Origin of the sequence: Pseudomonas sp. LAMO17WK12:I10, assembly GCF_900215185.1 — a bacterium.
GTDB lineage: Bacteria > Pseudomonadota > Gammaproteobacteria > Pseudomonadales > Pseudomonadaceae > Aquipseudomonas > Aquipseudomonas chlororaphis.
Genome location: NZ_OBDX01000034.1, coordinates 33,525 through 59,467, shown reverse-complemented (window position 1 = coordinate 59,467; position 25,943 = coordinate 33,525). Strand labels below are relative to the sequence as shown.

Below are 25,943 nucleotides of genomic sequence, written 5' to 3'. Positions count from 1 at the left end.
GTTAATCGTGCGCGCCCAAGGGCGTCTCTGAAGGTGTAACGAGTCTGGATCATCCAGACGTTACGGGAGGCGCCCTCTGGGCGCGCTCGTTTTTCTGCTTCCGATAATTTCAACAAGCGAGGAGGACCGCCATGGGCGTGACCAATCGGTTGGCCTGTTACTCCGACCCCGCCGACCACTATTCCCACCGGGTACGTATCGTGCTCGCAGAGAAGGGTGTCAGCGCCGAGATCATCAGTGTGGAGGCGGGGCGTCAGCCGCCGAAGCTGATCGAAGTGAACCCTTACGGCAGTCTGCCCACCCTGGTCGATCGTGACCTGGCGTTGTGGGAGTCGACCGTGGTGATGGAATATCTGGATGAGCGTTACCCGCACCCGCCACTACTGCCGGTTTACCCTGTGGCGCGTGCCAACAGCCGTCTGCTGATCCATCGGATCCAGCGTGACTGGTGTGGGCTGGTGGATCTGATCCTGGATTCCCGGACCAAGGAAGCCGCTCGGGCTCAGGCTCGCAAAGAGCTGCGCGAGAGCCTGACCGGCGTTTCGCCGCTGTTCGCGGAGAAGCCGTTTTTCCTCAGTGAGGAACAAAGTCTGGTGGATTGCTGCCTATTACCAATACTCTGGAGGCTACCGATCCTGGGTATTGAATTGCCACGGCAAGCCAAGCCGTTGCTTGATTACATGGAGCGCCAGTTCGCCCGTGAGACGTTCCAGGCAAGTCTGTCTGGCGTCGAACGCGACATGCGCTAAGGCTTAAGGAGCCGCTATGAACTCCAGTCGACCTTATCTGGTCCGCGCGCTCTACGAGTGGATTGTGGACAACGATTGCACCCCGCATATGCTGGTCAATTCCGAATACCCGGCGGTGCAGGTGCCTCAGGGTTTCGCCAGTGACGGACAGATCGTCCTGAATATTTCGCCGAGTGCCGTGCGCCATTTGCATATGGATAACGAGGTGGTGACTTTCGAGGGGCGCTTTGGTGGCGTCCCGCATAGCTTGTACGTCCCTGTGCCGGCGATCCTGGGCATTTACGCCCGGGAGAATGGTCAGGGCATGGTGTTCGATCTGGAGTCGCCCGTGGATGATGAGGACGATGAAATCGAGCCGGATGATGATATTCCACCACCGGATAGCGAGCCGCCGCGTCCAAGCGGTCGACCCAGTCTGAAGGTCGTGAAGTAATAAAAAAGGCGATCCATCCGGATCGCCTTTTTTGTGCCTGTACCTTTTGTTCACATCAGTCGATGTACTCGAACAGTTTGACGATTTTCTGCACGCCGGAAACGCCCTGTACCAGATTGGTCGCCTGGGTGGCTTCCTGTTGGGTCAGCAGGCCCAGCAGGTAGACGATGCCGTTTTCCGTCACGACCTTGATGCGCGAGCCCGGAATGCTGGCATCGGTCAGCATCTGGGTCTTGATCTTGGTGGTCAGCCAGGCATCGTTCTGCCGGGCCAGCAGGGAAGAGGGCGGCAGAACCTGCAGTTCGTTGTGGACCTTCTTCACCCGTTGCACGGCGCTGGCGGCCTGCTCGGCGAGTGTCTTGAGGTCGGCGCGAGGGGTCTGGCCGGCCAGCAGGACGATACCGTTGAAACTGGTCACCACGATGTGCGAATTGTGGTCCAGGTCCGGACTGGCCTTGGCGACGTTCACTTCGACTTTGGTCTGGATCAGTGAGTCATCGATCTTGCTGCCGAAGGTGCGGGTGCCGCGGTCATCTTCGATCGGGCTTTCGCGGGTGGCGGTAATCACCGAGCTGCAACCGCTGATGCTCAAGGCTAGGGTCAGGGCCAGTAGGCCAAGGCGATTAGGGGTCATTCTTCACTCCCGAACAGTTGGCTGTCGATCAGGTCGCAGAGGCAGTGGATCGCCAGCAGGTGGACTTCCTGGATACGTGCAGTGACATTGGCCGGTACGCGAATCTCGACATCTTCCGGCAATAACAGGGATGCCATGCCGCCGCCATCGCGACCGGTCAATGCTACGACAATCATTTCTCGATCATGTGCGGCCTGGATCGCTTGAATAATGTTCGCCGAGTTGCCGCTGGTGGAGATCGCCAGCAGGACATCGCCGGGCTGGCCCAGGGCGCGAATCTGCTTGGAAAAGACTTCGTTGTAACTGTAGTCGTTGGCGATCGAGGTGATCGTCGAGCTGTCGGTGGTCAGTGCAATGGCTGGCAGGCTCGGGCGCTCGCGCTCGAAACGGTTGAGCAGCTCGGAAGAAAAGTGCTGGGCATCGCCGGCCGAGCCGCCGTTGCCACAGGAAAGCATTTTCCCTTCGTTGAGCAGGGCGTTGACCATGACCTGGCTGGCTTGCTCGATGTGCGGTGCAAGTACGTCCATCGCCTGCTGCTTGGTGTCGATACTGGCCTGAAAAAGCTGGCGAATTCGGGATTGCATGTCCATCTGTGTGACCTTAAGTGGCGCGGCTTTCTGGCACATGAATGTGCTGCCCGCAAAGCAAAGAGCAAAAAAGTTGAGTGAAAATGTCCGGCTCGGCCCGAGAGCGTCGATCAGCTTTCAAAGGCATTCCGTAGCCAGTTCAAATGAGTGGTCGTGCCTGGGGCGCTGTCTATGGCGACCACATCGAAACGGCAAGGGTGGTTGGACCAGCGCGACTCGCGCTGCAGGAAAAACTGTGCGGCGAGTATCAGTTTCTGACGCTTGCGTGCGTCGATACTGCCCAGTGCGCCACCCCATTGCGTGTGTTGTCTGTAGCGGACTTCGACGAATACTACTGTATCGCCGTCAAGCATGACCAGATCAAGCTCGCCGCGTTTGCACAACCAGTTCTGCGCCAGCAGGCGCAGCCCCTGTTGTTCAAGATGCCGGAGCGCTTGGGCTTCGGCATCCTGACCGCTTTGCTGGCGTGATCGTTGTGGCATTAGCGCTGGGTGTCAGGCAGGCGAGTGATCTGGCCGCTGACGAACTCGGCCCATGGCAGCTGGCGTTGAACACGCTGACTCGGGCTCATGGTCAGGCTGCCCGACAGGCCTTCGATGCGGCTGTCTGGCAGGGCCTTGAGTTGCCCCAGGCGTGGTGCCAGGCGGTAGGCGTCGGCGCCCATCGCATACAGTCGACCCAGGCTGCCACCGGCTTGTGGCCATTGCGCGGCGACCTGTCGGCGCAGCGGGTCATTGGCATCCAGCAGCCAGGGCGTTTCGCAGAAGCGTATGCCGTTCATGTCGTTGTACTGGTTCTGGTCGCCGCTGGCGCTGAAGACATGGGAGGTGGCATAGACAGGTACATCGCCGGCGTACTGGAAGTTCAGGGTCGGCTTGATCTGTTGTGCCTGTTGCGGAGTGGACGCGAGGAAAATGAACTCGATGTCCTGGCGACGCGAAGGTTGTGCGGCCACTTGAGTGCCGGCGGCGTTCTGCAGGCTCTTGGCGCGGGCTTCGCTCTGGCGCAGTTGGAACAGGTCGGCAATCTGCTGGGCCAGGGCTACCGGCTGATCGACGCGTTCGATACCGACCACGCTACCGCCATTGCTTTCCCAGTCCTGACGGAAAGCCTTGAGCACACGATCACCCCATTCGCCGCGTGGCACCAGGACCGCAGCGCGGTGCAGGCCGTCGGCGCGGGCGCGGCGGGAGACTTCGCGAGCTTCGTCTTCGGCGGCCAGGCCGAACTGGAACAGTTGCGCGGGGCCTTGCTCGCCTTCGCTGTAGTTCAGCGCCAGGGTGGTGATAGGCAATTGCGGGCGCGCAGCGAGCTGTTTGACCAGCGGTTTTTCCAGCGGGCCGACGACCAGTTGCACGCCATCTGCCTGGGCCTTGCGATAGAAGTCATCCAGCGAAGTCAGGCACGAGCTGTCGTAGAACTCGATACTGGGTGGGTTCTGACCGGCTTGCTGGGCCTGATAGTGCGCGGCCATGAAGCCATCGCGCAGGGCCTTGGAGACCGCGGCTAGCGGGCCGTCCTGCGGCAACAGCAGGGCGATCTTGGACAGCGGCTGGCTGGCCAGCTCCTTGAGTTTGGTCAGCGGCAGCGGCAGCTGAATGGCCGCCGGATGCTTGGGGTTCTGTGCGCGCCAGTTGTCGATGGCGGCCTGCTGTTGTTCCAGGGTGCCGGCAGTCTTCACTGCCAGCGCCAGGCTCATCCAGCCGCCCAGGTCATCGTTGCTGACGGCTTGCAGTTGATCGGTCGGCAGGCTGGCAATCAATGCCCAGATGGCTTCGTGGTTCTTGCTCGCGGCGTCGTCCTTGAGCAGTGGCGCAATGAAAATGCGCTCCCGTGCTGCGGCGAGGGCCTGGCCGTCAGCCTCTAGTGCGCGAGCGTGGACAGTGCCGGTGCGGATTTGCTGCTCTTCCGGCAGTTCGCTCAGGCGTTGCAGGCTCGGGTGACTCAGGGCAGTCAGGGCGGCCTTTGGCTGGTTGCGACTCATGGCCAGTTCGGCGGCCAGAGTGCTGGCGAAAACCTGCTGGCCGGGCTTGAGTTGCTCCATCGGCACTTGTTGCAGGATTTGCGCGGCCTGGCCCGCGTTGCCCTGGCGATAGGCCAGGTCGGCAGCGCTCAAGCGCAGCAGGGCTGCCTTGTCGGGTGTTTTACTGTTGGCGGCCTGTTCGAGCAGTTGCTCGATACTGGCATCCGGGGTCCGTGGAAGTTCGCCAAGGCTGGAGGAGGGCGAGCTGGCGCAAGCTGCCAGGAGGGCAGCAAGGCATAAGGCAGAGAACAGCCGCAGGCAAGCGATCATGTAAGTGTTCCTGATACTCGATCAAATTAGCGTGGAATTGTACCCAAGCACTGGCCGGGGCGCGATGTTACTGGCAATAAACCGTCTATTTAGGTCGAGCAAATGTTGCAGTGCTTTAGAGCGGCTGGCGCTGTCGCAGGCGTGAGGTGCCTGCGACACGCATTCCGAAGGCTTCTACGCGCTACAATGGCGCTTTTACCGATCAAGAGGTGTGCGCTTTGACTGCTCCAGGTCCTTTGAATTCCGCTGCTGGCTCGCTTTATGTGGTGGCGACGCCCATCGGCAACCTGGACGACATCAGTGCTCGGGCCTTGAAGATCTTGCGTGAGGTGGCGCTGATCGCCGCCGAAGACACGCGCCACTCGCAACGCTTGATGCAGCACTTCGGGATTTCCACACCGCTGGCCGCCTGCCATGAACATAACGAACGGGATGAAGGCAGCCGTTTTCTCACGCGTCTGTTGGCGGGAGACAGCGTTGCGCTGATTTCCGACGCGGGCACGCCGTTGATCTCCGATCCGGGTTACCACCTGGTGCGTCAGGCGCGTGCGGCGGGTATCAATGTCGTTCCTGTTCCTGGGGCTTGCGCTCTGATTGCGGCCTTGTCGGCGGCGGGGCTGCCTTCCGATCGTTTTATCTTCGAGGGCTTTTTGCCGGCCAAGGCGGTAGGACGGCGCGGGCGTCTTGAGCTATTAAAGGAAGAGCCGCGCACGCTGATTTTCTATGAGGCGCCACACCGTATTCTCGAGTGCTTGCAGGATATGGAGTCTGTGTTCGGTGGCGAGCGTCCGGCATTGCTGGCCCGGGAGCTGACCAAGACCTTTGAAACCCTCAAGGGGCTGCCGCTTTCGGAGTTGCGGGCTTTCGTCGAGGCAGACAGCAATCAGCAGCGCGGCGAATGCGTGGTGCTGGTAGCGGGATGGTCAGCACCGGAGAGCGACGAGGCTGTGAGCAGTGAGGCGATGCGGGTTCTCGACCTGCTGCTCAAAGAGATGCCGCTCAAGCGTGCCGCGGCATTGGCGGCGGAAATTACCGGCGTGCGCAAGAATGTGCTCTATCAAGTGGCGCTGGATAAACAGAAAGGCGAGTAAACGCGATCGGCGGAATGGCAAAAGGCTTTTATCACTTGTTCTTCCGCCGCTCTGCCGTTAACCTGCGCGGCGGAGAGTCGATTGGACAGTCGCTGCCCTCTATGAAAATTAGAGGGGGGAGGAAAGTCCGGGCTCCATAGGGCGGAGTGCCAGGTAATGCCTGGGAGGCGCGAGCCTACGGAAAGTGCCACAGAAAATAACCGCCTAAGCACTTCGGTGCCGGTAAGGGTGAAAAGGTGCGGTAAGAGCGCACCGCACGTCTGGCAACAGTTCGTGGCTAGGTAAACCCCACTCGGAGCAAGACCAAATAGGGTTCCAAGGCGTGGCCCGCGCTGGAACCGGGTAGGTTGCTAAAGATGTCCAGTGATGGCCATCGTAGAGGAATGACTGTCCTCGACAGAACCCGGCTTACAGATCGACTCTCCACCTTTTCCCTCCCTGCTTGAATCAATAGCAGAAGCGCTTTTGTAATACCGAAAAGATCTTACTCTTAACAAATTACTTTAACTTCGCGATACAGCTTCTTGAGCTGATTGAAGTTATTGCGCCAAATCCTTCGCCAAATTCCCGTTACCCCTCCTTTTAGTCTCCTAAATCTCCGATCTATAAGGCTTTTCCGTCGCTCCGTGCCTTGACGGTGTGGTGGGCGCATTCCTATAGTGTGCGCAAGTGGCGGAAAGTGGCATGAAGTGGGTTTTTTGGACGTAAAACGCTAAAATTTGGAGAAGCGCTGACGTGTTTCGCGGAGCTAACGCTATCAGTCTCGACGCAAAGGGCCGTCTCGCCATGCCGAGCCGGTACCGTGACGAGCTCGTTTCGCGTAGTTCCGGGCAACTTATCGTCACTATTGATGCCGTTGATCCGTGTTTGTGTGTCTACCCCCTCGATGAGTGGGAAATTATTGAAACCAAGCTGCGCGCGCTGCCTTCGCTACGTGAAGAAAACCGTCGCTTGCAGCGTTTGCTGATTGGTAATGCCGTCGACCTCGAACTCGATGGCAGTGGTCGTTTTCTGGTTCCGCCGCGTCTGCGCGAATATGCCAAGTTGGATAAGCGCGCAATGTTGGTAGGCCAACTGAACAAGTTCCAACTGTGGGACGAGGATGCCTGGAATGCTGTTTCCGCAGCGGACCTGGCGGCTATTCAACAACCGGGCGCCATGCCTGATGAACTGCGTGATTTGATCCTGTGACTATTGATAGCGGCTTTAACCACATCACCGTGCTGCTTGACGAAGCCGTCGAGGCTCTCGCCGTACGTCCTGATGGCTGCTATCTGGATGGCACCTTCGGTCGCGGTGGTCATAGTCGTCTGATCCTCAGCAAGCTCGGGCCGGATGGCCGGCTGCTCGGATTCGACAAAGATCCTCAAGCGATTGCCACCGGGCAAGCGCTAGCGGCCGAAGACGGCCGCTTTGTCGTTGTGCAGCGCAGCTTTGCCGAGCTGGGTTCGGAAGTGGCCGAGCGCGGCCTGGATGGCAAGGTCAGCGGCGTGCTGCTCGACCTGGGTGTGTCTTCGCCGCAGCTCGACGATCCTGAGCGCGGCTTCAGTTTTCTCAATGATGGTCCCCTGGATATGCGCATGGACCCGTCCCGCGGCATCAGCGCGGCGGAGTTCGTCAACACCGCGCCGGTGGAAGAAATCGCCCGGGTGTTCAAGGAATACGGCGAAGAGCGTTTCTCCGGTCGTATGGCACGCGCCGTGGCTGAGCGCCGCGACATCAAACCGTTCGAACGCACCGCCGACCTGGCGGAAGTCTTGAAAGTCGCCAACCCGGCCTGGGAAAAGGGCAAGAACCCGGCTACCCGTGCATTCCAGGGGTTGCGCATTCACGTCAACAACGAGCTGGGCGATCTCGAGGCCGGCCTCGAAGCCGCGCTGGAATGCCTGGAGGTCGGCGGCCGTCTGGTGGTGATCAGCTTCCATTCCCTGGAAGACCGCATCGTCAAACTGTTCATGCGCAAGCTGGTGAAGGGCGAGGCGGACAACCTGCCTCGAAACCTGCCGGTGCGCCATGTGGCTTTCGAGCCGAAAATCAAAGTCCATGGCAAAGCGCAGACGGCCTCCGATGCCGAGCTCAAGGCCAATCCGCGTGCCCGTAGTGCTGTCATGCGCGTTGCGGAGAAGCTGCGGTGAGCAAGCTTTTCGCCAAGCCACTTCCAGGCGGAAGCTTTTTCATGCTTCTGCTGTTCATCGGCGTCCTGGTGTCCGCGATTGCGGTGTCCTATAGCGCCCACTGGAATCGCCAACTGCTCAACACGCTGTACGGCGAGTTGAGTGTGCGTGACAAGGCACAAGCGGAGTGGGGCCGGCTGATTCTCGAACAAAGCACCTGGACCGCCCATAGCCGGATCGAAGTGCTGGCCACCGAACAGCTGAAAATGCGCATTCCCGGCGCGGCAGAAGTCCAGATGGTGGCGCCATGATGAAGCTTGAAGGCGCACTCTTCCCCTGGCGGTTCCGCCTGGTACTGGGCTTGCTCGGCATCATGGTGGCGGCGATCGCCTGGCGCATCATCGATCTGCAGGTCGTCGATCGCGACTTCCTCAAGGGGCAGGGCGATGCGCGCAGCGTTCGGCATATTCCGATCCCGGCTCACCGTGGCTTGATCACCGACCGTAACGGCGAGCCGCTGGCGGTCAGTACGCCAGTGACCACTCTGTGGGCCAACGCCAAGGAAATGCAGCTGGCCAAGGACAAGTGGCCGGCATTGGCTGCTGCCTTGGGGCAAGACCCCAAGGCGCTGGCCGAGCGCCTTGAAGCGCAAGCCAATAAAGAATTCATCTACCTGGTGCGCGGCCTGACGCCCGAGCAGGGCCAGCAAGTTCTCGATCTCAAGGTGCCGGGGGTGTATGGCATCGAAGAGTTCCGGCGCTTCTACCCGGCCGGCGAGGTGACCGCGCACATGGTCGGCTTTACCGACATCGATGATCGCGGCCGCGAAGGGGTCGAACTGGCTTATGACGAGTGGCTCGCCGGAGTTCCGGGCAAGCGCCAGGTCATCAAGGACCGGCGCGGCAGACTGATCAAGGATGTCCAGGTCACCAAAAACGCCAAGGCCGGCAAGCCCTTGGCGTTGTCGATTGACCTGCGTCTGCAATACCTGGCCAACCGCGAACTGCGCAACGCCATCGTCGAGAACGGCGCCAAGGCCGGCAGCCTGGTCATCATGGACGTGAAGACCGGCGAGATCCTGGCCATGGTCAACCAGCCGACCTACAACCCGAACAACCGTCGCAACCTGCAACCGGCGATGATGCGCAACCGCGCCATGATCGACGTGTTCGAGCCGGGTTCGACCATGAAAGCCATCTCCATGAGCGCGGCGCTGGAAACCGGGCGCTGGAAACCGAGCGACACCGTCGAGGTGTATCCAGGCACGCTGCAGATCGGCAAATACACCATTCGGGACGTATCCAAGACTGAAGGCGCGGTGCTCGACCTGACCGGGATTCTGATCAATTCCAGTAACGTCGGCATGAGCAAGATCGCCTTCGATATCGGTGGCGAAGCCATCTTCCGCCTGGCCCAGAAAATCGGTCTCGGCCAGGACACCGGCCTCGGCTTCCCGGGCGAGCGAGTCGGCAACCTGCCGAACTACCGCGAGTGGCGCAAGGCCGAGACAGCCACGCTGTCGTACGGCTACGGCATCTCGGTGACCGCGATCCAGCTGGTTCACGCCTTCTCGGCCCTGGCCAATAACGGTCGCATCGCTCCGCTGACTCTGATCAAAACCGACAGGACGCCGGAAACCACCCAGGTGATTCCGGAAAAAGTCGCCAAGACCATGCAAGGCATGTTGCAGCAGGTGATCGAGGCGCCGCGTGGCGTGTTCCGTGCCCAGGTGCCGGCTTATCACGTGGCCGGCAAGAGTGGTACCGCGCGTAAGACTTCGGTCGGTACCAAGGGTTATGCCGAGAACTCCTACCGCTCGCTGTTCGCCGGTTTCGGCCCGATGAGCGATCCGCGCTACGCCATAGTCGTGGTGATCGACGAACCGAGCAAGGCCGGTTACTTCGGTGGTCTGGTATCGGCGCCGGTGTTCAGCAAAGTGATGTCCGGCACCCTGCGTCTGATGAATATCTCGCCGGACAACCTGCCACCTACCCAACAAGCCAATGCGGCACCAGCTAAAGGAGGGCGCGGCTGATGTCTCTTAGCCTGAACAAGATTTTCGCCCACGCTGGTCGTGATCTGCTGATTCGCGAACTGACCCTGGACAGCCGCAATGTGCGTGCTGGTGATCTGTTTCTCGCGGTTCCTGGCGGCAAGTTCGATGGTCGTGCGCACATCGCCGATGCCTTGCAGCGCGGTGCGGCCGCCGTGGCTTATGAAGTCGAAGGCGCGACCGTCCTGCCGATTACCGACGTACCGCTGATTCCGGTCAAAGGCCTGGCGGCGCAGTTGTCGGATATCGCCGGGCGTTTTTATGGCGACCCGAGCCGCAACCTCAACCTGATTGGGGTGACCGGTACCAACGGCAAGACCAGCGTGACCCAGTTGGTGGCGCAGGCACTCGATCTGCTGGGCCAGCACTGCGGCATTGTCGGCACCCTCGGCAGCGGTTTTTATGGCGCGCTGCAAAGCGGCATGCACACCACGCCGAACCCGATTGCCGTGCAGGCCACCCTGGCCGACCTGAAAAAGGCCGGTGCCAAAGCCGTGGCGATGGAAGTGTCGTCCCATGGTCTGGACCAGGGGCGAGTCAGTGCTCTGGCCTTCGACGTGGCGGTGCTGACCAATCTGTCTCGCGACCATCTGGATTATCACGGCACCATGGAAGCCTACGGCTCCACCAAGGCCAAGCTGTTCGGCTGGACCGATCTGGGGTGTCGTGTCATCAACCTCGACGATGAATTCGGTCGGCTGCTGGCCAGTGACGAACAGGATTCGCGGTTGATTACCTACAGTCTCGAGGATCCGCGGGCCTATTTGTACTGTCGCGAAGCGCAATTCGACGACGAAGGCGTGCGTGCAACCCTGGTGACTCCGCAGGGCGAACATCATCTGCGTAGCACCTTGCTCGGTCGTTTCAACCTGAGCAACGTGCTGGCCGCTGTCGGCGCCTTGCTCGGCCTGGATTACGCCCTCGACGAAATCCTTAACGTACTGCCGAAACTGGAAGGCCCGGCCGGTCGCATGCAGCGCCTGGGCGGTGGTTCGCAACCGCTGGTGGTGGTCGATTACGCCCACACCCCGGATGCCCTGGAAAAGGTATTGCTGGCCCTGCGTCCCCATGCCAAGGGTCGTTTGCTGTGCCTGTTCGGCTGTGGCGGCGATCGCGATCGCGGCAAGCGTCCGCTGATGGCGGAAGTGGTCGAGCGCCTGGCCGATGGCGTTCTGGTCACCGACGACAACCCGCGCACGGAAGATCCGGCGCAGATTTTCGACGACATTCGTGCCGGCTTCAGGGCGGTGGACAAGGTCGAGTTCGTTTCCGGTCGCGGCCTGGCCATCGCCCAGTTGGTCGCCGGCGCTTCGGCGGACGACGTCATTGTTTTGGCCGGCAAAGGTCATGAGGACTATCAGGAAATCAATGGCGTGCGTCTCGACTTCTCCGACCTGGTGGAAGCCGATCGAGCGCTGACCGCGTGGGAGGTGGCCCATGCTTAAGGCCCTGAAACTCAGTGAACTGAGCGGACCGTTGGCGGGTCGCCTGCTGGCTGGCGATTGCAGCTTCGATGGCGTGAGCATCGACAGCCGGGCGATCAAGCCGGGCCAACTCTTTATTGCCCTGGCCGGCCCACGTTTCGACGGGCACGACTACCTGAATGAAGTCGCCGCCAAAGGCGCCATCGGGGCCCTGGTCGAACGCGAAGTGCCAGACAGCACGCTGCCGCAGTTGCTGGTCAGCGATACCCGGCAGGCCCTCGGCCAACTGGGGGTGTTGAATCGCGCGGCTTTCACCAAGCCGGTAGCGGCGATTACCGGCTCCAGCGGCAAGACCACAGTCAAGGAAATGCTGGCCAGTATCCTGCGCACGCGCGGGCCGGTGCTTGCCACGCGTGGCAATCTGAACAACGACCTGGGCGCGCCCTTGACCCTGCTGGAGCTGGCCCCGGAGCACACCGCGGCCGTGATCGAGCTGGGGGCTTCGCGCATCGGCGAAATTGCCTACACCGTGGCGATGACCAAGCCGCAGGTCGCCATCATCAATAATGCCGGTACCGCCCATGTGGGCGAGTTTGGCGGGCCGGAGAAAATCGTCGAGGCCAAGGGCGAGATCCTTGAAGGGCTGGATGCTTCCGGGATTGCCGTGCTCAACCTCGACGACAAGGCCTTCCCGATCTGGAAAGCCCGCGCCGCTGGCCGTCAGGTGCTGAGTTTTGCCCTGACCAACAATGCCGCCGACTTTTACGCCTCGGATATCCAGCGCGATGCCCGTGGCTGCCCGAACTTCACCCTGCACGCGGGCAACGGTTCCGAGCGTGTCCAGTTGAACCTGCTGGGTACCCATAACGTTGCCAATGCCCTGGCCGCTGCCGCCGCCGCGCATGCCCTGGGCGTGTCGTTGTTCGGCATCGCCACCGGGCTCAACGCGGTGCAGCCGGTCAAGGGCCGCACTGTCGCCCAGCTGGCGAAAAACGGTATGCGGGTAATCGACGACACCTATAACGCAAACCCCACATCAATGTGCGCGGCCGTTGATATACTCGCCGGCTTTTCTGGTCGCACCGTCCTGGTGCTCGGAGATATCGGCGAGTTGGGCGATTGGGCGGAGCAGGGGCACCGCGAAGTGGGTGCTTATGCCGCCGGCAAGGTGTCGGCGCTCTACGCCGTGGGCCCGATGATGGCCCACGCGGTCGCCGCCTTTGGTGAGCACGCCCGACACTTCGCCAGCCAGGCCGAGCTGATCGCAGCCCTGGGCGCCGAGCAAGATACAAACACCACTATTTTGATCAAGGGATCGCGCAGCGCGGTGATGGAAAACATCGTCGCGGCTTTGTGTGGTTCCAGCACGGAGAAACATTGATGCTGCTGCTGCTAGCGGAGTACCTGCAACAGTTCTACAAAGGCTTCGCGGTCTTTCAGTACCTGACCCTGCGCGGGATTCTCGGGGTACTGACTGCACTGGTGCTGTCCTTGTGGCTGGGGCCGTGGATGATCCGCACTCTGCAGACTCGTCAGATCGGCCAGGCCGTGCGTAACGACGGTCCGCAATCGCACCTCTCCAAGTCGGGTACTCCGACCATGGGCGGCGCGTTGATTCTTTCGGCCATCGGTATCAGCACCCTGCTGTGGGCCGACCTGAGCAACCGTTATGTGTGGGTGGTGTTGCTGGTCACCCTGTTGTTCGGCGCCATTGGCTGGGTCGATGACTATCGCAAGGTGATCGAGAAGAACTCCCGTGGTCTGCCGAGCCGCTGGAAGTACTTCTGGCAGTCGGTATTTGGCCTGGGCGCGGCGATCTTCCTGTACGTCACCGCGCAAACCCCGGTCGAAACCACCTTGCTGATCCCCATGCTCAAGGACGTCAGCATTCCGCTGGGCATCGGCTTCGTGGTACTGACCTATTTCGTGATCGTCGGCTCCAGTAACGCGGTCAACCTGACCGATGGCCTCGACGGCCTGGCGATCATGCCGACCGTGATGGTAGGCGGCGCCCTGGGCATCTTCTGCTACCTGTCGGGTAACGTGAAATTCGCTGAGTACCTGCTGATTCCTTACGTTCCGGGCGCGGGTGAACTGATCGTGTTCTGCGGCGCGCTGATCGGCGCCGGGCTCGGTTTCTTGTGGTTCAACACCTACCCGGCACAAGTCTTCATGGGCGACGTCGGCGCGCTGGCGCTGGGCGCGGCCCTGGGCACCATCGCGGTGATCGTTCGCCAGGAAATCGTCCTGTTCATCATGGGCGGCGTGTTCGTGATGGAAACCCTGTCGGTGGTCATTCAGGTGGCCTCCTTCAAATTGACCGGTCGTCGTGTCTTTCGCATGGCGCCGATTCACCACCACTTTGAACTCAAGGGCTGGCCCGAGCCGCGCGTGATCGTCCGTTTCTGGATCATCACCGTGATTCTCGTGCTGATCGGCCTAGCCACCCTGAAGCTGAGGTAGAACGAGTGTCTCTGATCGCTTCTGACCACTTCCGCATCGTTGTCGGCCTCGGCAAGAGCGGCATGTCCCTGGTTCGCTTCCTGGCGAACCGGGGCGTGTCGTTTGCCGTCGCCGATACGCGGGAAAATCCACCGGAACTGGCCACGCTGCGCCGTGACTATCCGCATGTGGAAGTGCGTTGTGGCGAGCTGGACGTCGACTTCCTGTGCCGTGCCGACGAGCTCTACGTGAGCCCCGGCCTGGCCCTGGCGACCCCGGCCCTGCAAGCCGCCGCCGCCCGTGGGGTGAAACTCTCCGGCGATATCGAGCTGTTCGCGCGTAACGCGAAGGCGCCGATCGTCGCCATCAGCGGTTCCAACGCGAAAAGCACCGTGACCACCCTGGTGGGGGAAATGGCCGCGGCAGCAGGCAAGCGGGTCGCCGTGGGCGGCAACCTGGGCACGCCGGCCCTGGACCTGCTCAGCGACGACGTCGAGCTGTATGTCATGGAACTGTCCAGCTTCCAGCTGGAAACCACCGATCAGCTGGGTGCCGAAGTGGCCACCGTGCTGAACATCAGCGAAGACCACATGGACCGCTACAGCGGCCTGCCGGCGTATCACCTGGCCAAGCACCGGATCTTCCGTGGCGCTCGGCAAGTGGTGTTCAACCGCCAGGATGCCCTGACCCGGCCATTGATCGGCGAAGGCCTGCCGTGCTGGACCTTCGGTCTGAGCAAACCCGATTTCAAGGCGTTCGGCCTGCGTGAAGAGAATGGCGAGAAATACCTGGCCTTCGAATTCCAGAACCTGATGCCGGTGCGCGAGCTGAAGATCCGTGGCGCCCATAACCAGTCCAACGCCCTGGCGGCGCTGGCCCTGGGGCATGCGGTCGGCCTGCCGTTCGATGCCATGCTCTCGGCCCTGCGTACCTTCGCCGGCCTCGAGCACCGCTGCCAGTGGGTTCGCGACCTGGATGGCGTGGGGTATTACAACGATTCCAAGGCCACCAATGTCGGCGCCGCACTGGCGGCCATCGAAGGCCTGGGCGCGGATATCGAAGGCAAGATCGTGCTGATCGCCGGTGGCGACGGCAAGGGGGCCGAGTTCAAGGACCTGCGCGATCCGGTGGCGGCCAACTGCCGCGCCGTGATCCTGATGGGTCGCGATTCCGACAAGATCGGCGAGGCCATCGGCGATGCCGTGCCGCTGATTCGTGTCGGCTCCCTGGTCGACGCCGTGGCGCAATGCCGTGCCGTCGCCCAGTCCGGCGACGTGGTGCTGCTGTCGCCTGCCTGCGCCAGTTTCGACATGTTCAAGAATTACGAAGATCGTGGTCACCAGTTCGTCCGCGCCGTGGAGGATCTGGCATGAACCTGAGAGACATCATCAAGCCTTATCCATCGCCGATCATCACCGGGCGCGGCGTCGACCTCGACTTCCCGATGCTCGCCGGCTGCCTGGCGCTGCTCGGCCTCGGGCTGATCATGATCGCCTCGGCCTCCACCGAAGTGGCGGCGGTGCAATCGGGCAGCGCCCTGTATTACATGATTCGCCACCTGATCTACGTGGTGCTGGGCCTGGGTGCCTGCATCGTCACCATGATGATTCCGATCGCCACCTGGCAACGTCTGGGCTGGATGATGCTGCTCGGTGCCTTCGGTTTGCTGGTGATGGTGATCATCCCGGGGATCGGCCGCGAGGTGAACGGTTCGATGCGCTGGATCGGCTTCAGTTTCTTCAACGTCCAGCCTTCCGAGATCGCCAAGGTGTTCGTGGTGATCTACCTCGCCGGTTACCTGGTGCGTCGCCAGAAAGAAGTGCGCGAAAGCTGGATGGGCTTCTTCAAGCCATTCATCGTGCTGTTGCCGATGGCTGGCCTGCTGCTGATGGAGCCGGACTTCGGCGCCACCGTGGTGATGATGGGGGCCGCGGCGGCGATGCTGTTCCTCGGCGGGGTCGGGCTGTTCCGCTTCTCCTTGATGGTGGTCCTGGCGGTCGCGGCGGTGGTCCTGCTGATTCAGATGCAGCCCTATCGAATGGCGCGCCTGACCAACTTTGCCGACCCTTGGGCCGACCAGTTCGGCGCGGGCTACCAGTTGTCCCAGGCCTTGATCGCTTTCGGTCGTGGCGAATGGCTGGGCGTTGGCCTGGGCAACAGTGTGCAGAAGCAGTTCTACCTGCCGGAAGCCCACACCGACTTCGTGTTCTCGGTCCTGGCCGAAGAGCTGGGCGCCGTGGGTTCCCTGTGCACGGTGGCGTTGTTCGTCTTCGTCTGTATCCGTGGCATGTACATCGGCCTGTGGGCCGAGAAAGCCAAGCAGTTCTTTGCCGCCTACGTCGCTTATGGCCTGTCGTTCCTGTGGATCGGCCAGTTCCTGATCAACATCGGGGTGAACGTCGGCCTGTTGCCGACCAAAGGCCTGACCTTGCCGTTCCTCAGTTATGGCGGCAGTTCGTTGGTGATTTGCTGCGCCTGTCTTGGTCTGTTGCTGCGCATCGAATGGGAGAGTCGGACCCACCTGGGCAGCGAAGAGATGGAGTTCAGCGAGAGCGACTTCGCCGAGGAGCCAAGCCATGGGCGCTAACGTGCTGATCATGGCCGGTGGCACCGGCGGTCACGTGTTCCCGGCGCTGGCCTGTGCCCGCGAATTCCAGGCGCGCGGTTATACCGTGCACTGGCTCGGCACCCCGCGCGGCATCGAAAACGAACTGGTGCCGAATGCCGGCCTGCAGCTGCACCTGATCAACGTCAGCGGCCTGCGTGGCAAGAGCAAGCTGTCGCTGCTCAAGGCGCCATTCGTGCTGCTCAAGGCGGTGCTGCAGGCGCGCCGGATCATTCGTCAGCTCAAGCCGGTCTGCGTGCTGGGCTTTGGCGGTTATGTGACCGGCCCTGGTGGCGTCGCGGCAAAACTGTCCGGCGTGCCGGTGATCGTTCATGAACAGAACTCGGTCGCCGGTACCGCCAATCGGCTGCTGGTGCCGTTGTCGGCCCGAGTCTGCGAAGCTTTCCCGGACACCTTTGGTGCCTCCAGCAGCCGGCGTACCACCGGCAACCCGGTGCGCACCGAGCTGTTCCTCGATACACCGCGCGAGGCCCTGGCCGGACGCAAGGCGCGTTTGCTGGTCCTGGGTGGAAGCCTGGGAGCAGAGCCGTTGAACAAGTTGCTGCCTGAAGCCCTGGCGCTGGTCTCCCCCGAGCTGCGTCCGGAAGTGTTTCATCAGGCCGGCAAAAACCACGATGAAGTGACTGCAGAGCGCTATCGCGCCGCCGGCGTCGAGGCGCAGGTGCAGCCGTTCATCAAAGACATGGCCCAAGCCTACGGCTGGGCTGACCTGGTGGTCTGTCGCGCAGGCGCGTTGACCGTCAGTGAACTGGCTGCCGCCGGTCTGCCTTCGATGCTCGTGCCTTTGCCTCACGCCATCGACGATCACCAGACCCGCAATGCCGATTATTTGGCTCGTGAAGGCGCTGCCTTCCTGATGCCGCAAAGAACGACTGGCGCAGCGGACCTTGCCGCTCGCTTGACAGAGGTTTTGATGCAACCGGAACGACTCAACAGCATGGCCGACGCCGCACGTCGCCTGGCCAAACCCGATGCCACCCGTAGCGTGGTCGATATCTGCCTGGAGGTGGCCCATGGTTGAGAATCAGAAAGCCATGCCACAACCGGAAATGCGCCGTATCCGTCGCATCCACTTCGTCGGTATCGGCGGCGTGGGCATGTGCGGGATCGCCGAAGTACTGCTGAACCTGGGCTACCAGGTTTCCGGCTCCGACCTCAAGGCGTCGCCGGTCACCGAGCGCCTCGAATCCTTTGGTGCGCAGATCTTCATCGGCCACCGTGCCGAGAACGCCGCCAACGCCGATGTACTGGTGGTGTCCAGCGCCGTGAACACCTCCAACCCGGAAGTGGCCACCGCCCTGGAACGCCGCATCCCGGTCGTGCCGCGCGCGGAAATGCTCGCCGAGCTGATGCGCTATCGCCACGGCGTCGCCGTTGCCGGTACCCACGGCAAGACCACCACCACCAGCCTGCTGGCCTCGGTGTTCGCCGCCGGTGGCCTGGACCCGACCTTCGTCATCGGTGGCCGGCTGAATGCAGCTGGCACCAATGCACAGCTGGGCACCAGCCGCTACCTGATCGCCGAAGCCGATGAAAGCGACGCCAGCTTCCTGCACCTGCAGCCGCTGGTGGCCGTGGTGACCAACATCGACGCCGACCACATGGCGACCTACGACGGTGACTTCAACAAGCTGAAGAAAACCTTCGTCGAATTCCTGCACAACCTGCCGTTCTATGGCCTGGCCGTGCTGTGCCTGGACGACCCGGTGGTGCGCGAGATCCTGCCGCAGGTCAAGCGTCCGACCGTCACCTACGGTTTCAACGAAGGCGCCGACGTGCGCGCGATCAATGTACGCCAGCAGGGCATGCAGACCTTCTTCACCGTGCTGCGTCCCGATCGCGAGCCGCTGGATGTCTCGGTCAACATGCCGGGCAACCACAACGTGCTGAACGCCCTGGCGACCATCTGCATCGCCACCGACGAAGGCATCAGCGATGAAGCCATCGTCCAGGGCCTGTCGGGCTTCCAGGGCGTGGGACGTCGCTTCCAGGTCTACGGCGAACTGCCGGTGGACGGCGGCAACGTGATGCTGGTGGACGATTACGGCCACCACCCGACCGAGGTCGCGGCGGTGATCAAGGCCGTGCGCGGTGGCTGGCCTGAGCGTCGCCTGGTGATGGTCTACCAGCCGCACCGTTTCAGCCGCACCCGCGACCTGTACGACGATTTCGTCCAGGTGCTGGCGGACGCCAACGTCCTGCTGTTGATGGAAGTCTATCCGGCGGGCGAAGAGCCGATCCCGGGGGCGGACAGCCGTCAGCTGTGCCACAGCATCCGTCAGCGCGGCCAGTTGGATCCGATCTACATCGAGCGTGGGGTCGACCTCGCACCGCTGGTCAAGCCGCTGCTGCGCGCCGGCGACATCCTGCTGTGCCAGGGCGCCGGTGATATCGGCGGTCTTGCGCCGAAGCTGCTGGGCAGTCCGTTGTTCGCGGGCGCCGTGCCTGCCGGTCAGGGGAAGTCGAAATGACCGCCGCCTACGCCTCTCTGTTTTCGACCCTCGCGCCGAAGGATTTCGGTCGCGTCGCCGTGCTGTTCGGCGGCAAGAGCGCCGAGCGCGAAGTCTCGCTGAAGTCCGGCAACGCCGTGCTCGAAGCCTTGCTGAGCGCCGGTGTGGACGCCTTCGGCATCGACGTCGGTGACGACTTCCTGCAGCGCCTGCTGAACGAGAAGATCGATCGCGCCTTCATCATCCTCCACGGTCGTGGCGGCGAAGACGGCAGCATGCAGGGCCTGCTGGAATGCATGGGCATTCCCTACACCGGTAGCGGCATCCTGGCTTCGGCGCTGGCGATGGACAAACTGCGTACCAAGCAGGTCTGGCACAGCCTCGGTATTCCGACGCCACGCCACGCCGTACTTGGCTCCGAGGCCGATTGTATTTCTGCGGCTACGGAACTGGGCATGCCTTTGATCGTCAAACCGGCGCATGAAGGTTCCAGTATTGGTATGGCCAAAGTGACATCCGCGTCCGAACTGATCGACGCATGGAAAGCGGCCAGCACCTACGACTCGCAAGTCTTGGTTGAACAATGGATTCAAGGTCCGGAGTTCACCATCGCCACGCTGCGCGGCCAGGTATTGCCACCGATCGCCCTGGGCACGCCCCACACGTTTTACGACTACGACGCCAAGTACCTGGCTTCCGATACCCAGTACCGGATTCCGTGCGGCCTCGACAGCAATAAAGAGCAGGAGCTCATGGACCTCACGGCGAAAGCCTGCGGGGCGCTCGGTATCGCCGGTTGGGCGCGTGCCGACGTGATGCAGGACGCCGATGGCCAGTTCTGGTTCCTGGAAGTGAATACCGCTCCCGGCATGACCGATCACAGCCTGGTTCCGATGGCGGCCCGTGCCGCTGGTCTGGATTTCCAGCAGTTGGTTCTGGCCATCCTGGCGGAGAGTGTCGTCAGTAACGCAGAGCCGCGAGGTTAAGGCCATGCAAGGCGCCCAGCTACGTCATCAGCAACCCGCTCCCGGCCGCAAGCCGGTGCCGCGCGGTGCCAGCCGGATGGTGGCCAAGGAGCCGATGTCGGCGCGCCTGCCGAAAGCCAACTTTGGCGTGCTGAAAAGCCTGATGTGGCCGGTGCTGCTGGTCGCGCTGGGCTTCGGCACTTACGAGGGCGCGCAGCGCCTGTTGCCCTATGCCGACCGGCCGATCACCAAGGTCGCGGTGCAGGGCGACCTGAGTTACATCAGCCAGCAGGCGGTGCAGCAACGGATCGCGCCCTACGTCGCGGCGAGTTTCTTCACCATCGACCTGGCGAGCATGCGTACCGAGCTGGAACAGATGCCATGGATCGCTCATGCCGAGGTACGGCGTGTGTGGCCGGATCAGGTGGTGATTCGCCTGGAAGAGCAGTTGCCGGTGGCCCGTTGGGGCGACGAGGCGCTGTTGAACAACCAGGGCCAGGCCTTCACCCCGCGTGAGCTGGCGAACTACGAGCACTTGCCACAGTTGTTCGGCCCGCAGCGGGCCCAGCAGCAGGTGATGCAGCAGTACCAGGTGTTGAGCCAGATGCTTCGTCCGATGGGTTTCTCCATTGCCCGTCTGGAGTTGCGCGAGCGCGGCAGCTGGTTCCTGACCACGGGGGCCGGCAGCGCCGGTCCTGGTATCGAGTTGTTGCTCGGACGCGATCACCTGGTGGAGAAGATGCGCCGCTTCATTGCCATTTATGAAAAAACGCTGAAAGAACAGATTACGAACATCGCGCGCATCGATCTGCGTTATGCCAACGGCCTGGCCGTCGGCTGGCGGGAACCTGTAGCGCCCGCGACGGCCCAACCCGCCGTCGCGAAGAATTAAGAAGAGGCAGGACCATGGCAAACGTGCAAAGCGGCAAAATGATCGTCGGTCTGGATATCGGCACCTCCAAGGTGGTGGCGCTGGTAGGCGAGGTCGCGGCCGATGGCACGCTGGAAATCGTCGGTATCGGCACCCATCCATCGCGCGGCCTGAAGAAGGGCGTGGTGGTGAATATCGAGTCCACCGTTCAATCGATCCAGCGCGCGGTAGAAGAAGCGCAACTGATGGCCGGTTGCCGTATCCACTCGGCATTCGTCGGCGTGGCGGGCAATCATATTCGCAGCCTGAACTCCCACGGCATCGTGGCGATTCGTGATCGCGAAGTGAGCTCGGCGGACCTGGAGCGGGTACTCGACGCGGCGCAGGCCGTGGCGATTCCGGCCGACCAGCGGGTGCTGCACACCCTGCCGCAGGATTACGTGATCGATAACCAGGAAGGCGTGCGCGAGCCACTGGGCATGTCCGGCGTACGCCTGGAAGCCAAGGTGCACGTGGTGACCTGCGCGGTGAATGCCGCCCAGAACATCGAAAAGTGCGTGCGTCGCTGCGGCCTGGAAATCGACGACATCATTCTCGAACAGCTGGCCTCGGCGTATTCGGTGCTGACCGACGACGAGAAAGAGCTGGGTGTGTGCCTGGTGGATATCGGTGGCGGTACCACCGACATCGCGATCTTCACCGAAGGCGCGATCCGCCATACCGCGGTGATCCCGATTGCCGGCGACCAGGTGACCAACGACATCGCCATGGCGCTGCGTACGCCGACCCAGTACGCCGAAGAAATCAAGATTCGTTATGCCTGCGCCCTGGCCAAGCTGGCCGGTGCCGGCGAAACCATCAAGGTGCCAAGTGTCGGCGACCGTCCGCCGCGCGAGCTGTCTCGCCAGGCCCTGGCCGAAGTGGTCGAGCCGCGTTACGACGAGCTGTTCACCCTGATCCAGGCCGAACTGCGTCGCAGCGGCTACGAAGACCTGATCCCGGCCGGCATCGTGCTGACCGGCGGTACTTCGAAAATGGAAGGCGCAGTCGAACTGGCCGAAGAAATTTTCCACATGCCGGTCCGCCTGGGCGTGCCGCACACCGTCAAAGGCCTGTCCGACGTGGTGCGCAACCCGATCTACTCCACCGGCGTGGGCTTGCTGTTGTACGGGCTGCAGAAGCAGTCCGACGGTATCTCGTTCTCCGGCATCGGCAGCCGGGACAGCTACAGCAGCGACGAACCCAAGGCCGCCTTGCTCGATCGCATCAAGAGCTGGGTGCAGGGTAACTTCTGAAGATTTACCGCAACACAGTTGTAAGCAGTAGGCGAAAAAACTAGAGAAATGAAAGGAGAGGGAAAATGTTCGAACTCGTAGACAACGTCCCCGCAAGTCCGGTAATCAAGGTTATCGGTGTCGGCGGTGGCGGCGGCAACGCCGTCAATCACATGGTCAAGAGCAACATCGAAGGCGTCGAATTCATCTGCGCCAACACTGATGCTCAAGCGCTGAAAAACATCGGCGCGCGGACCATCCTGCAACTGGGTACCGGCGTGACCAAGGGCCTGGGTGCTGGTGCCAATCCTGAAGTCGGCCGTCAAGCCGCCCTGGAAGACCGCGAGCGTATCGCTGAAGTGCTGGCGGGCACCAACATGGTGTTCATCACGACCGGCATGGGCGGTGGTACCGGTACCGGTGCTGCGCCGATCATCGCCGAAGTGGCCAAGGAAATGGGCATCCTCACCGTTGCGGTGGTGACCCGTCCGTTCCCGTTCGAAGGCCGCAAGCGCATGCAGATCGCTGATGAAGGCATCCGCGCGCTGAGCGAAAGCGTCGATTCGTTGATCACCATTCCCAACGAAAAACTGCTGACCATCCTCGGCAAAGACGCCAGCCTGCTGTCGGCTTTCGCCAAGGCCGACGACGTACTGGCCGGTGCCGTTCGCGGTATCTCCGACATCATCAAGCGTCCGGGCATGATCAACGTCGACTTCGCCGACGTACGCACCGTGATGAGCGAAATGGGCATGGCGATGATGGGCACTGGCTGCGCCAGCGGTCCTAACCGTGCACGTGAAGCGACCGAAGCGGCGATCCGCAACCCGCTGCTGGAAGACGTGAACCTGCAAGGCGCGCGCGGCATCCTGGTGAACATCACCGCCGGTCCCGACCTGTCCCTGGGCGAGTACTCCGACGTGGGTAGCATCATCGAAGCCTTTGCTTCCGAGCACGCCATGGTCAAGGTCGGTACCGTTATCGATCCGGACATGCGCGACGAGCTGCACGTGACCGTGGTTGCCACGGGTCTGGGCGCGAAAATCGAGAAGCCTGTGAAGGTCATTGACAATACCGTGCAAACCTCCATGGCCGCTGCACAGGCGCCAGCACCTGCCCGTCAGGAACTGCCGTCGGTCAACTACCGTGATCTGGACCGTCCGACCGTCATGCGCAACCAGGCCCAGGCCAGTGCTGCGACTGCGGCGAAGCTGAATCCGCAAGATGATCTGGACTACCTGGACATCCCGGCTTTCCTGCGTCGCCAGGCCGATTGATGGAATGTATCAGGGGTATTAGGGTGATTGGTGTTCAGCAAAGGTCTGGTCTGCTATTATCGCCAGCCTTTGTTGATACCAGTTCGCAATTTGCGCTGAAGCGGCCCAAGCCATGATTAAACAACGCACCCTGAAGAATATTATCCGTGCCACAGGTGTAGGCCTGCACTCCGGGGAGAAGGTTTACCTGACCCTCAAGCCTGCGCCTGTCGACACCGGCATTGTGTTTTGTCGTGCCGACCTGGACCCTGTGGTGCAGATTCCTGCTCGCGCGGAAAACGTTGGTGAAACCACTATGTCGACCACCCTGGTCAACGGTGACACCAAAGTGGACACGGTGGAGCACTTGCTCTCGGCCATGGCTGGCCTGGGCATCGATAACGCCTACGTCGAGCTCTCCGCGTCCGAAGTCCCGATCATGGATGGCAGCGCTGGACCCTTCGTATTCCTGATTCAATCTGCCGGCCTGGAAGAACAGGACGCAGCCAAGAAGTTCATCCGCATCCTTCGCGAGGTGACAGTGGAAGACGGCGACAAGCGCGCCACTTTCGTGCCTTTCGACGGTTTTAAAGTGAGCTTTGAGATCGATTTCGATCACCCGGTTTTCCGTGACCGCACCCAGAGTGCAAGCGTGGACTTTTCCAGCACTTCGTTCGTAAAAGAAGTCAGCCGCGCCCGTACCTTTGGTTTCATGAGTGATATCGAGTACCTGCGCAAGCACAACCTCGCACTCGGCGGCAGCGTGGAAAACGCCATCGTGGTCGACGCGGATGGTGTACTGAACGAGGACGGCCTTCGCTACGAAGACGAATTCGTGAAGCACAAGATCCTCGACGCAATTGGTGACCTCTACCTGCTGGGCAACAGCCTGATAGGTGAGTTCAAAGGCTTCAAGTCGGGCCATGCACTGAACAACCAGCTTCTGCGCAAGCTCATTGAGCAGAAAGACGCTTGGGAAGTCGTGACCTTCGAAGATGCCAGCACTGCACCGATCTCTTACATGCGTCCGGTTGCGGCCGTGTAAGTAACACTCTCTTTCCTTTAGTTTTTAAAGGCTGCCCTCGGGTGGCCTTTTTTTATGTCCGCAGATTCCTGCGCGGCTGATGAGGTTATCGCGGGCAGCACGGACCAATAGAAGCGAGGCTTGGCCACGATGGGCTCAGCCCGCCACCACCCGGTTTCGCCCTTCGGCCTTGGCCTGGTACAGCGCCTTGTCGGCCATCGAGCACAGCACTTCCAGGCTGGACTTCGGTGTGCCCGCCCAGGTGCTGAGGCCGATGCTGATGGTGATTGGCGAGGCGCCGTCGCGGATTGGCGGCAGGCGCTCGATCGCCAGGCGGATATGCTCGGCGATACGCCGGGCGCCTTCGTTATCGGTCTCCGGCAGGACCACGGCGAACTCTTCGCCGCCGTAGCGCGCGGCCAAATCGCCGGGGCGACGGATATTGTCACTGATCACCCGGGCCACGATGCGCAGGGCTTCATCGCCGAGCGGGTGGCCGTGGCGGTCGTTGAAGGCCTTGAAGTGATCCACGTCCAACATCAGCAGCGACAGGGCGCTGTGGGAGCGTTGCGCGCGTCCCCATTCGCGGGCCAGGGTCTGGTCCAGGCTGCGGCGGTTGTCCAGGCCGGTGAGAGCGTCAGTGGCGGCCAGTTGCGCGAGTTCCTGCTCGGCGCTCTGGCGGCGGCGCAATTCCCGGCAAAGCAACCAGGTCAGCCACAGCAGGCCCAGGCACAGCGCACCGGTGGCGCCGCCGACCACCAGCGCGGTGCGCTGCCAGGAGGCGAAGACTTCATTGCTGGAGAGCGCCACGATCACGATCAGCGGGAGGTCTCCGACCTGGGAGAAGGTATACAGGCGCGGCTGCTGGGTGCTGGACATGCCTTTGAAGCTGCCGTTCCCCTCGCGCAGGATGCGGATGAAATTGGGCCGTTGGCTGAAGTCCTGACCGATCAGGTTGTCCGCTCGCGGTGGTTCCTGGGCCAGCAGGATACCGTCGCTACTGATCAGGTTGACCGAGCTGTCGCGGCCGACATTCAGGCTTTTGAACAATTGGCTGAAGTAGTCCAGGCGCATGGCCGCTTCGGCCACGCCGAGGAACTCCCCGTGCTCGCCGGACACGCGTCGGCTGAAACTGATGCGCCAATCCAGCTCGGGCGGGCGGGCGCGGAACGGTCGGCTGATTAGCATGCCCGGATCAGGGTTATTCACATGGGACTGGAAATACTCCCGGTCGGAAAAGTTGCCCTGGCGCGGTTCGACCGAGGCGGAGTCGGCGAGCACGTCGCCGCGCGAGTCGAGCAGCAGGATGTTGCCCTTGTAGGGGGCCGCGGTGGCCCGGTCGAACAGCGCCATATGGCGAATGGTCGGCGATACCTGTTTCAGGTCGTCGCGTTGCGAGGCGCTGATCAGGCCACGCAGGGATATGTCGTACAGCTCGACGTTGCGCAGCACGTCGGCGTCGATCAATTGCACGATGTTGGAAGCCGCGCGGGTGGCGGCCATTTCGGCGCTGCCGCGTTCGCGAATCAGCAAGAAGGTCACGATGCTCAGGATGGAGATGACCATCAGTGAGCTTCCAAGAATCAGCATCCTTTCCGACCGGGTCAAAGTGGTCGTGTTGCGGGGTGTCGCACTACTCACACTCATGGTTCTGACT

General features: G+C 61.8%; 24 protein-coding genes and 1 other RNA gene. 20 read left to right on the top strand and 5 right to left on the bottom strand.

Annotated elements, in window-relative coordinates; translation table 11 throughout:
• Positions 1 to 131 precede the first annotated feature (131 nt).
• Together CRO75_RS27805 and CRO75_RS27800 are read left to right on the top strand one after the other, a co-directional pair.
• Complete coding sequence (locus CRO75_RS27805) at positions 132 to 749, top strand: glutathione S-transferase N-terminal domain-containing protein (protein WP_007928460.1); 618 nt, start codon at positions 132 to 134, stop codon at positions 747 to 749.
• Positions 750 to 765: 16 nt separating this feature from the next.
• Entirely contained in the window at positions 766 to 1,182 is a 417-nt protein-coding gene (locus CRO75_RS27800) for a ClpXP protease specificity-enhancing factor (RefSeq protein ID WP_062824693.1), read from the top strand.
• Between the two features lie 55 nt (positions 1,183 to 1,237).
• Here the strand turns inward: CRO75_RS27800 and CRO75_RS27795 are convergent, their stop codons facing one another.
• The 4 genes from CRO75_RS27795 to CRO75_RS27780 form a co-directional block, all read right to left on the bottom strand.
• On the bottom strand, positions 1,238 to 1,816 hold the full coding sequence (locus tag CRO75_RS27795) for a BON domain-containing protein (RefSeq protein ID WP_007928462.1): 579 nt from the start codon (positions 1,814 to 1,816) through the stop codon (positions 1,238 to 1,240).
• Complete coding sequence (locus CRO75_RS27790) at positions 1,813 to 2,406, bottom strand: phosphoheptose isomerase (protein WP_007928463.1); 594 nt, start codon at positions 2,404 to 2,406, stop codon at positions 1,813 to 1,815. The genes CRO75_RS27795 and CRO75_RS27790 overlap by 4 nt, the downstream gene beginning before the upstream one ends.
• Positions 2,407 to 2,513: 107 nt before the next feature.
• Positions 2,514 to 2,885, bottom strand: coding sequence for a YraN family protein (locus CRO75_RS27785; RefSeq protein ID WP_007928464.1), 372 nt, complete (start codon positions 2,883 to 2,885; stop codon positions 2,514 to 2,516).
• Positions 2,885 to 4,696: a penicillin-binding protein activator gene (locus CRO75_RS27780; RefSeq protein ID WP_097139513.1), complete on the bottom strand. Its 1,812-nt coding sequence runs from the start codon at positions 4,694 to 4,696 to the stop codon at positions 2,885 to 2,887. Before CRO75_RS27780 ends, CRO75_RS27785 begins: the two co-directional genes overlap by 1 nt.
• Positions 4,697 to 4,932: 236 nt before the next feature.
• On the opposite strand from CRO75_RS27780, the gene rsmI reads away from it, so the two are divergent.
• From rsmI to lpxC, 18 genes are all read left to right on the top strand, one after another.
• Positions 4,933 to 5,787, top strand: a complete 855-nt coding sequence (rsmI, locus tag CRO75_RS27775; RefSeq protein WP_175510587.1) for a 16S rRNA (cytidine(1402)-2'-O)-methyltransferase — start codon at positions 4,933 to 4,935, stop codon at positions 5,785 to 5,787.
• A 73-nt stretch (positions 5,788 to 5,860) separates the two neighbouring features.
• Positions 5,861 to 6,214, top strand: an RNA gene (gene rnpB, locus CRO75_RS27770) — RNase P RNA component class A.
• A 308-nt stretch (positions 6,215 to 6,522) separates the two neighbouring features.
• Complete coding sequence (gene mraZ / locus CRO75_RS27765) at positions 6,523 to 6,978, top strand: division/cell wall cluster transcriptional repressor MraZ (RefSeq protein WP_003205355.1); 456 nt, start codon at positions 6,523 to 6,525, stop codon at positions 6,976 to 6,978.
• A gap of 2 nt (positions 6,979 to 6,980) precedes the next feature.
• Positions 6,981 to 7,922 carry a 16S rRNA (cytosine(1402)-N(4))-methyltransferase RsmH gene (rsmH, locus tag CRO75_RS27760; RefSeq protein ID WP_085985108.1) on the top strand — a complete coding sequence of 314 codons (942 nt, stop codon included), beginning with the start codon at positions 6,981 to 6,983 and terminating at the stop codon, positions 7,920 to 7,922.
• The gene (gene ftsL, locus CRO75_RS27755; protein WP_009050721.1) at positions 7,919 to 8,212 is read left to right on the top strand and encodes a cell division protein FtsL; all 294 of its coding nucleotides are present in this window, start codon (positions 7,919 to 7,921) and stop codon (positions 8,210 to 8,212) included. The genes rsmH and ftsL overlap by 4 nt, the downstream gene beginning before the upstream one ends.
• Positions 8,212 to 9,936: a penicillin-binding protein 2 gene (locus tag CRO75_RS27750; protein ID WP_164523783.1), complete on the top strand. Its 1,725-nt coding sequence runs from the start codon at positions 8,212 to 8,214 to the stop codon at positions 9,934 to 9,936. Before ftsL ends, CRO75_RS27750 begins: the two co-directional genes overlap by 1 nt.
• Positions 9,936 to 11,399, top strand: a complete 1,464-nt coding sequence (locus CRO75_RS27745) for a UDP-N-acetylmuramoyl-L-alanyl-D-glutamate--2,6-diaminopimelate ligase (protein WP_009045515.1) — start codon at positions 9,936 to 9,938, stop codon at positions 11,397 to 11,399. The genes CRO75_RS27750 and CRO75_RS27745 overlap by 1 nt, the downstream gene beginning before the upstream one ends.
• Positions 11,392 to 12,759 carry a UDP-N-acetylmuramoyl-tripeptide--D-alanyl-D-alanine ligase gene (gene murF / locus CRO75_RS27740; RefSeq protein WP_097139511.1) on the top strand — a complete coding sequence of 456 codons (1,368 nt, stop codon included), beginning with the start codon at positions 11,392 to 11,394 and terminating at the stop codon, positions 12,757 to 12,759. The genes CRO75_RS27745 and murF overlap by 8 nt, the downstream gene beginning before the upstream one ends.
• Positions 12,759 to 13,841 (top strand): phospho-N-acetylmuramoyl-pentapeptide-transferase, encoded by a 1,083-nt coding sequence (mraY, locus tag CRO75_RS27735; RefSeq protein WP_007928475.1) that lies wholly within the window; start codon positions 12,759 to 12,761, stop codon positions 13,839 to 13,841. The genes murF and mraY overlap by 1 nt, the downstream gene beginning before the upstream one ends.
• 5 nt (positions 13,842 to 13,846) lie before the next feature.
• Complete coding sequence (gene murD / locus CRO75_RS27730; protein WP_085532335.1) at positions 13,847 to 15,193, top strand: UDP-N-acetylmuramoyl-L-alanine--D-glutamate ligase; 1,347 nt, start codon at positions 13,847 to 13,849, stop codon at positions 15,191 to 15,193.
• Positions 15,194 to 15,195: 2 nt separating this feature from the next.
• Positions 15,196 to 16,407 (top strand): putative lipid II flippase FtsW, encoded by a 1,212-nt coding sequence (gene ftsW, locus CRO75_RS27725; protein ID WP_177409793.1) that lies wholly within the window; start codon positions 15,196 to 15,198, stop codon positions 16,405 to 16,407.
• Positions 16,397 to 17,467, top strand: coding sequence for an undecaprenyldiphospho-muramoylpentapeptide beta-N-acetylglucosaminyltransferase (gene murG / locus CRO75_RS27720; RefSeq protein WP_097139507.1), 1,071 nt, complete (start codon positions 16,397 to 16,399; stop codon positions 17,465 to 17,467). The genes ftsW and murG overlap by 11 nt, the downstream gene beginning before the upstream one ends.
• Complete coding sequence (murC, locus tag CRO75_RS27715) at positions 17,460 to 18,917, top strand: UDP-N-acetylmuramate--L-alanine ligase (RefSeq protein ID WP_007922136.1); 1,458 nt, start codon at positions 17,460 to 17,462, stop codon at positions 18,915 to 18,917. The genes murG and murC overlap by 8 nt, the downstream gene beginning before the upstream one ends.
• A complete protein-coding gene (locus CRO75_RS27710; RefSeq protein WP_007922135.1) occupies positions 18,914 to 19,882 on the top strand; it encodes a D-alanine--D-alanine ligase in 969 nt (322 codons plus the stop codon). The genes murC and CRO75_RS27710 overlap by 4 nt, the downstream gene beginning before the upstream one ends.
• A gap of 4 nt (positions 19,883 to 19,886) precedes the next feature.
• Positions 19,887 to 20,753: a cell division protein FtsQ/DivIB gene (locus tag CRO75_RS27705; protein ID WP_097139505.1), complete on the top strand. Its 867-nt coding sequence runs from the start codon at positions 19,887 to 19,889 to the stop codon at positions 20,751 to 20,753.
• A gap of 14 nt (positions 20,754 to 20,767) precedes the next feature.
• On the top strand, positions 20,768 to 22,027 hold the full coding sequence (gene ftsA, locus CRO75_RS27700) for a cell division protein FtsA (RefSeq protein WP_007922131.1): 1,260 nt from the start codon (positions 20,768 to 20,770) through the stop codon (positions 22,025 to 22,027).
• Between the two features lie 65 nt (positions 22,028 to 22,092).
• Positions 22,093 to 23,283 (top strand): cell division protein FtsZ, encoded by a 1,191-nt coding sequence (gene ftsZ / locus CRO75_RS27695; protein WP_007922129.1) that lies wholly within the window; start codon positions 22,093 to 22,095, stop codon positions 23,281 to 23,283.
• Positions 23,284 to 23,395: 112 nt separating this feature from the next.
• Positions 23,396 to 24,307, top strand: coding sequence for a UDP-3-O-acyl-N-acetylglucosamine deacetylase (gene lpxC, locus CRO75_RS27690; protein ID WP_009045509.1), 912 nt, complete (start codon positions 23,396 to 23,398; stop codon positions 24,305 to 24,307).
• Between the two features lie 135 nt (positions 24,308 to 24,442).
• Here lpxC and CRO75_RS27685 read toward each other — a convergent pair whose 3' ends face one another.
• Positions 24,443 to 25,933, bottom strand: a complete 1,491-nt coding sequence (locus CRO75_RS27685; RefSeq protein WP_097139503.1) for a sensor domain-containing diguanylate cyclase — start codon at positions 25,931 to 25,933, stop codon at positions 24,443 to 24,445.
• Between the last annotated feature and the right edge of the window lie 10 nt (positions 25,934 to 25,943).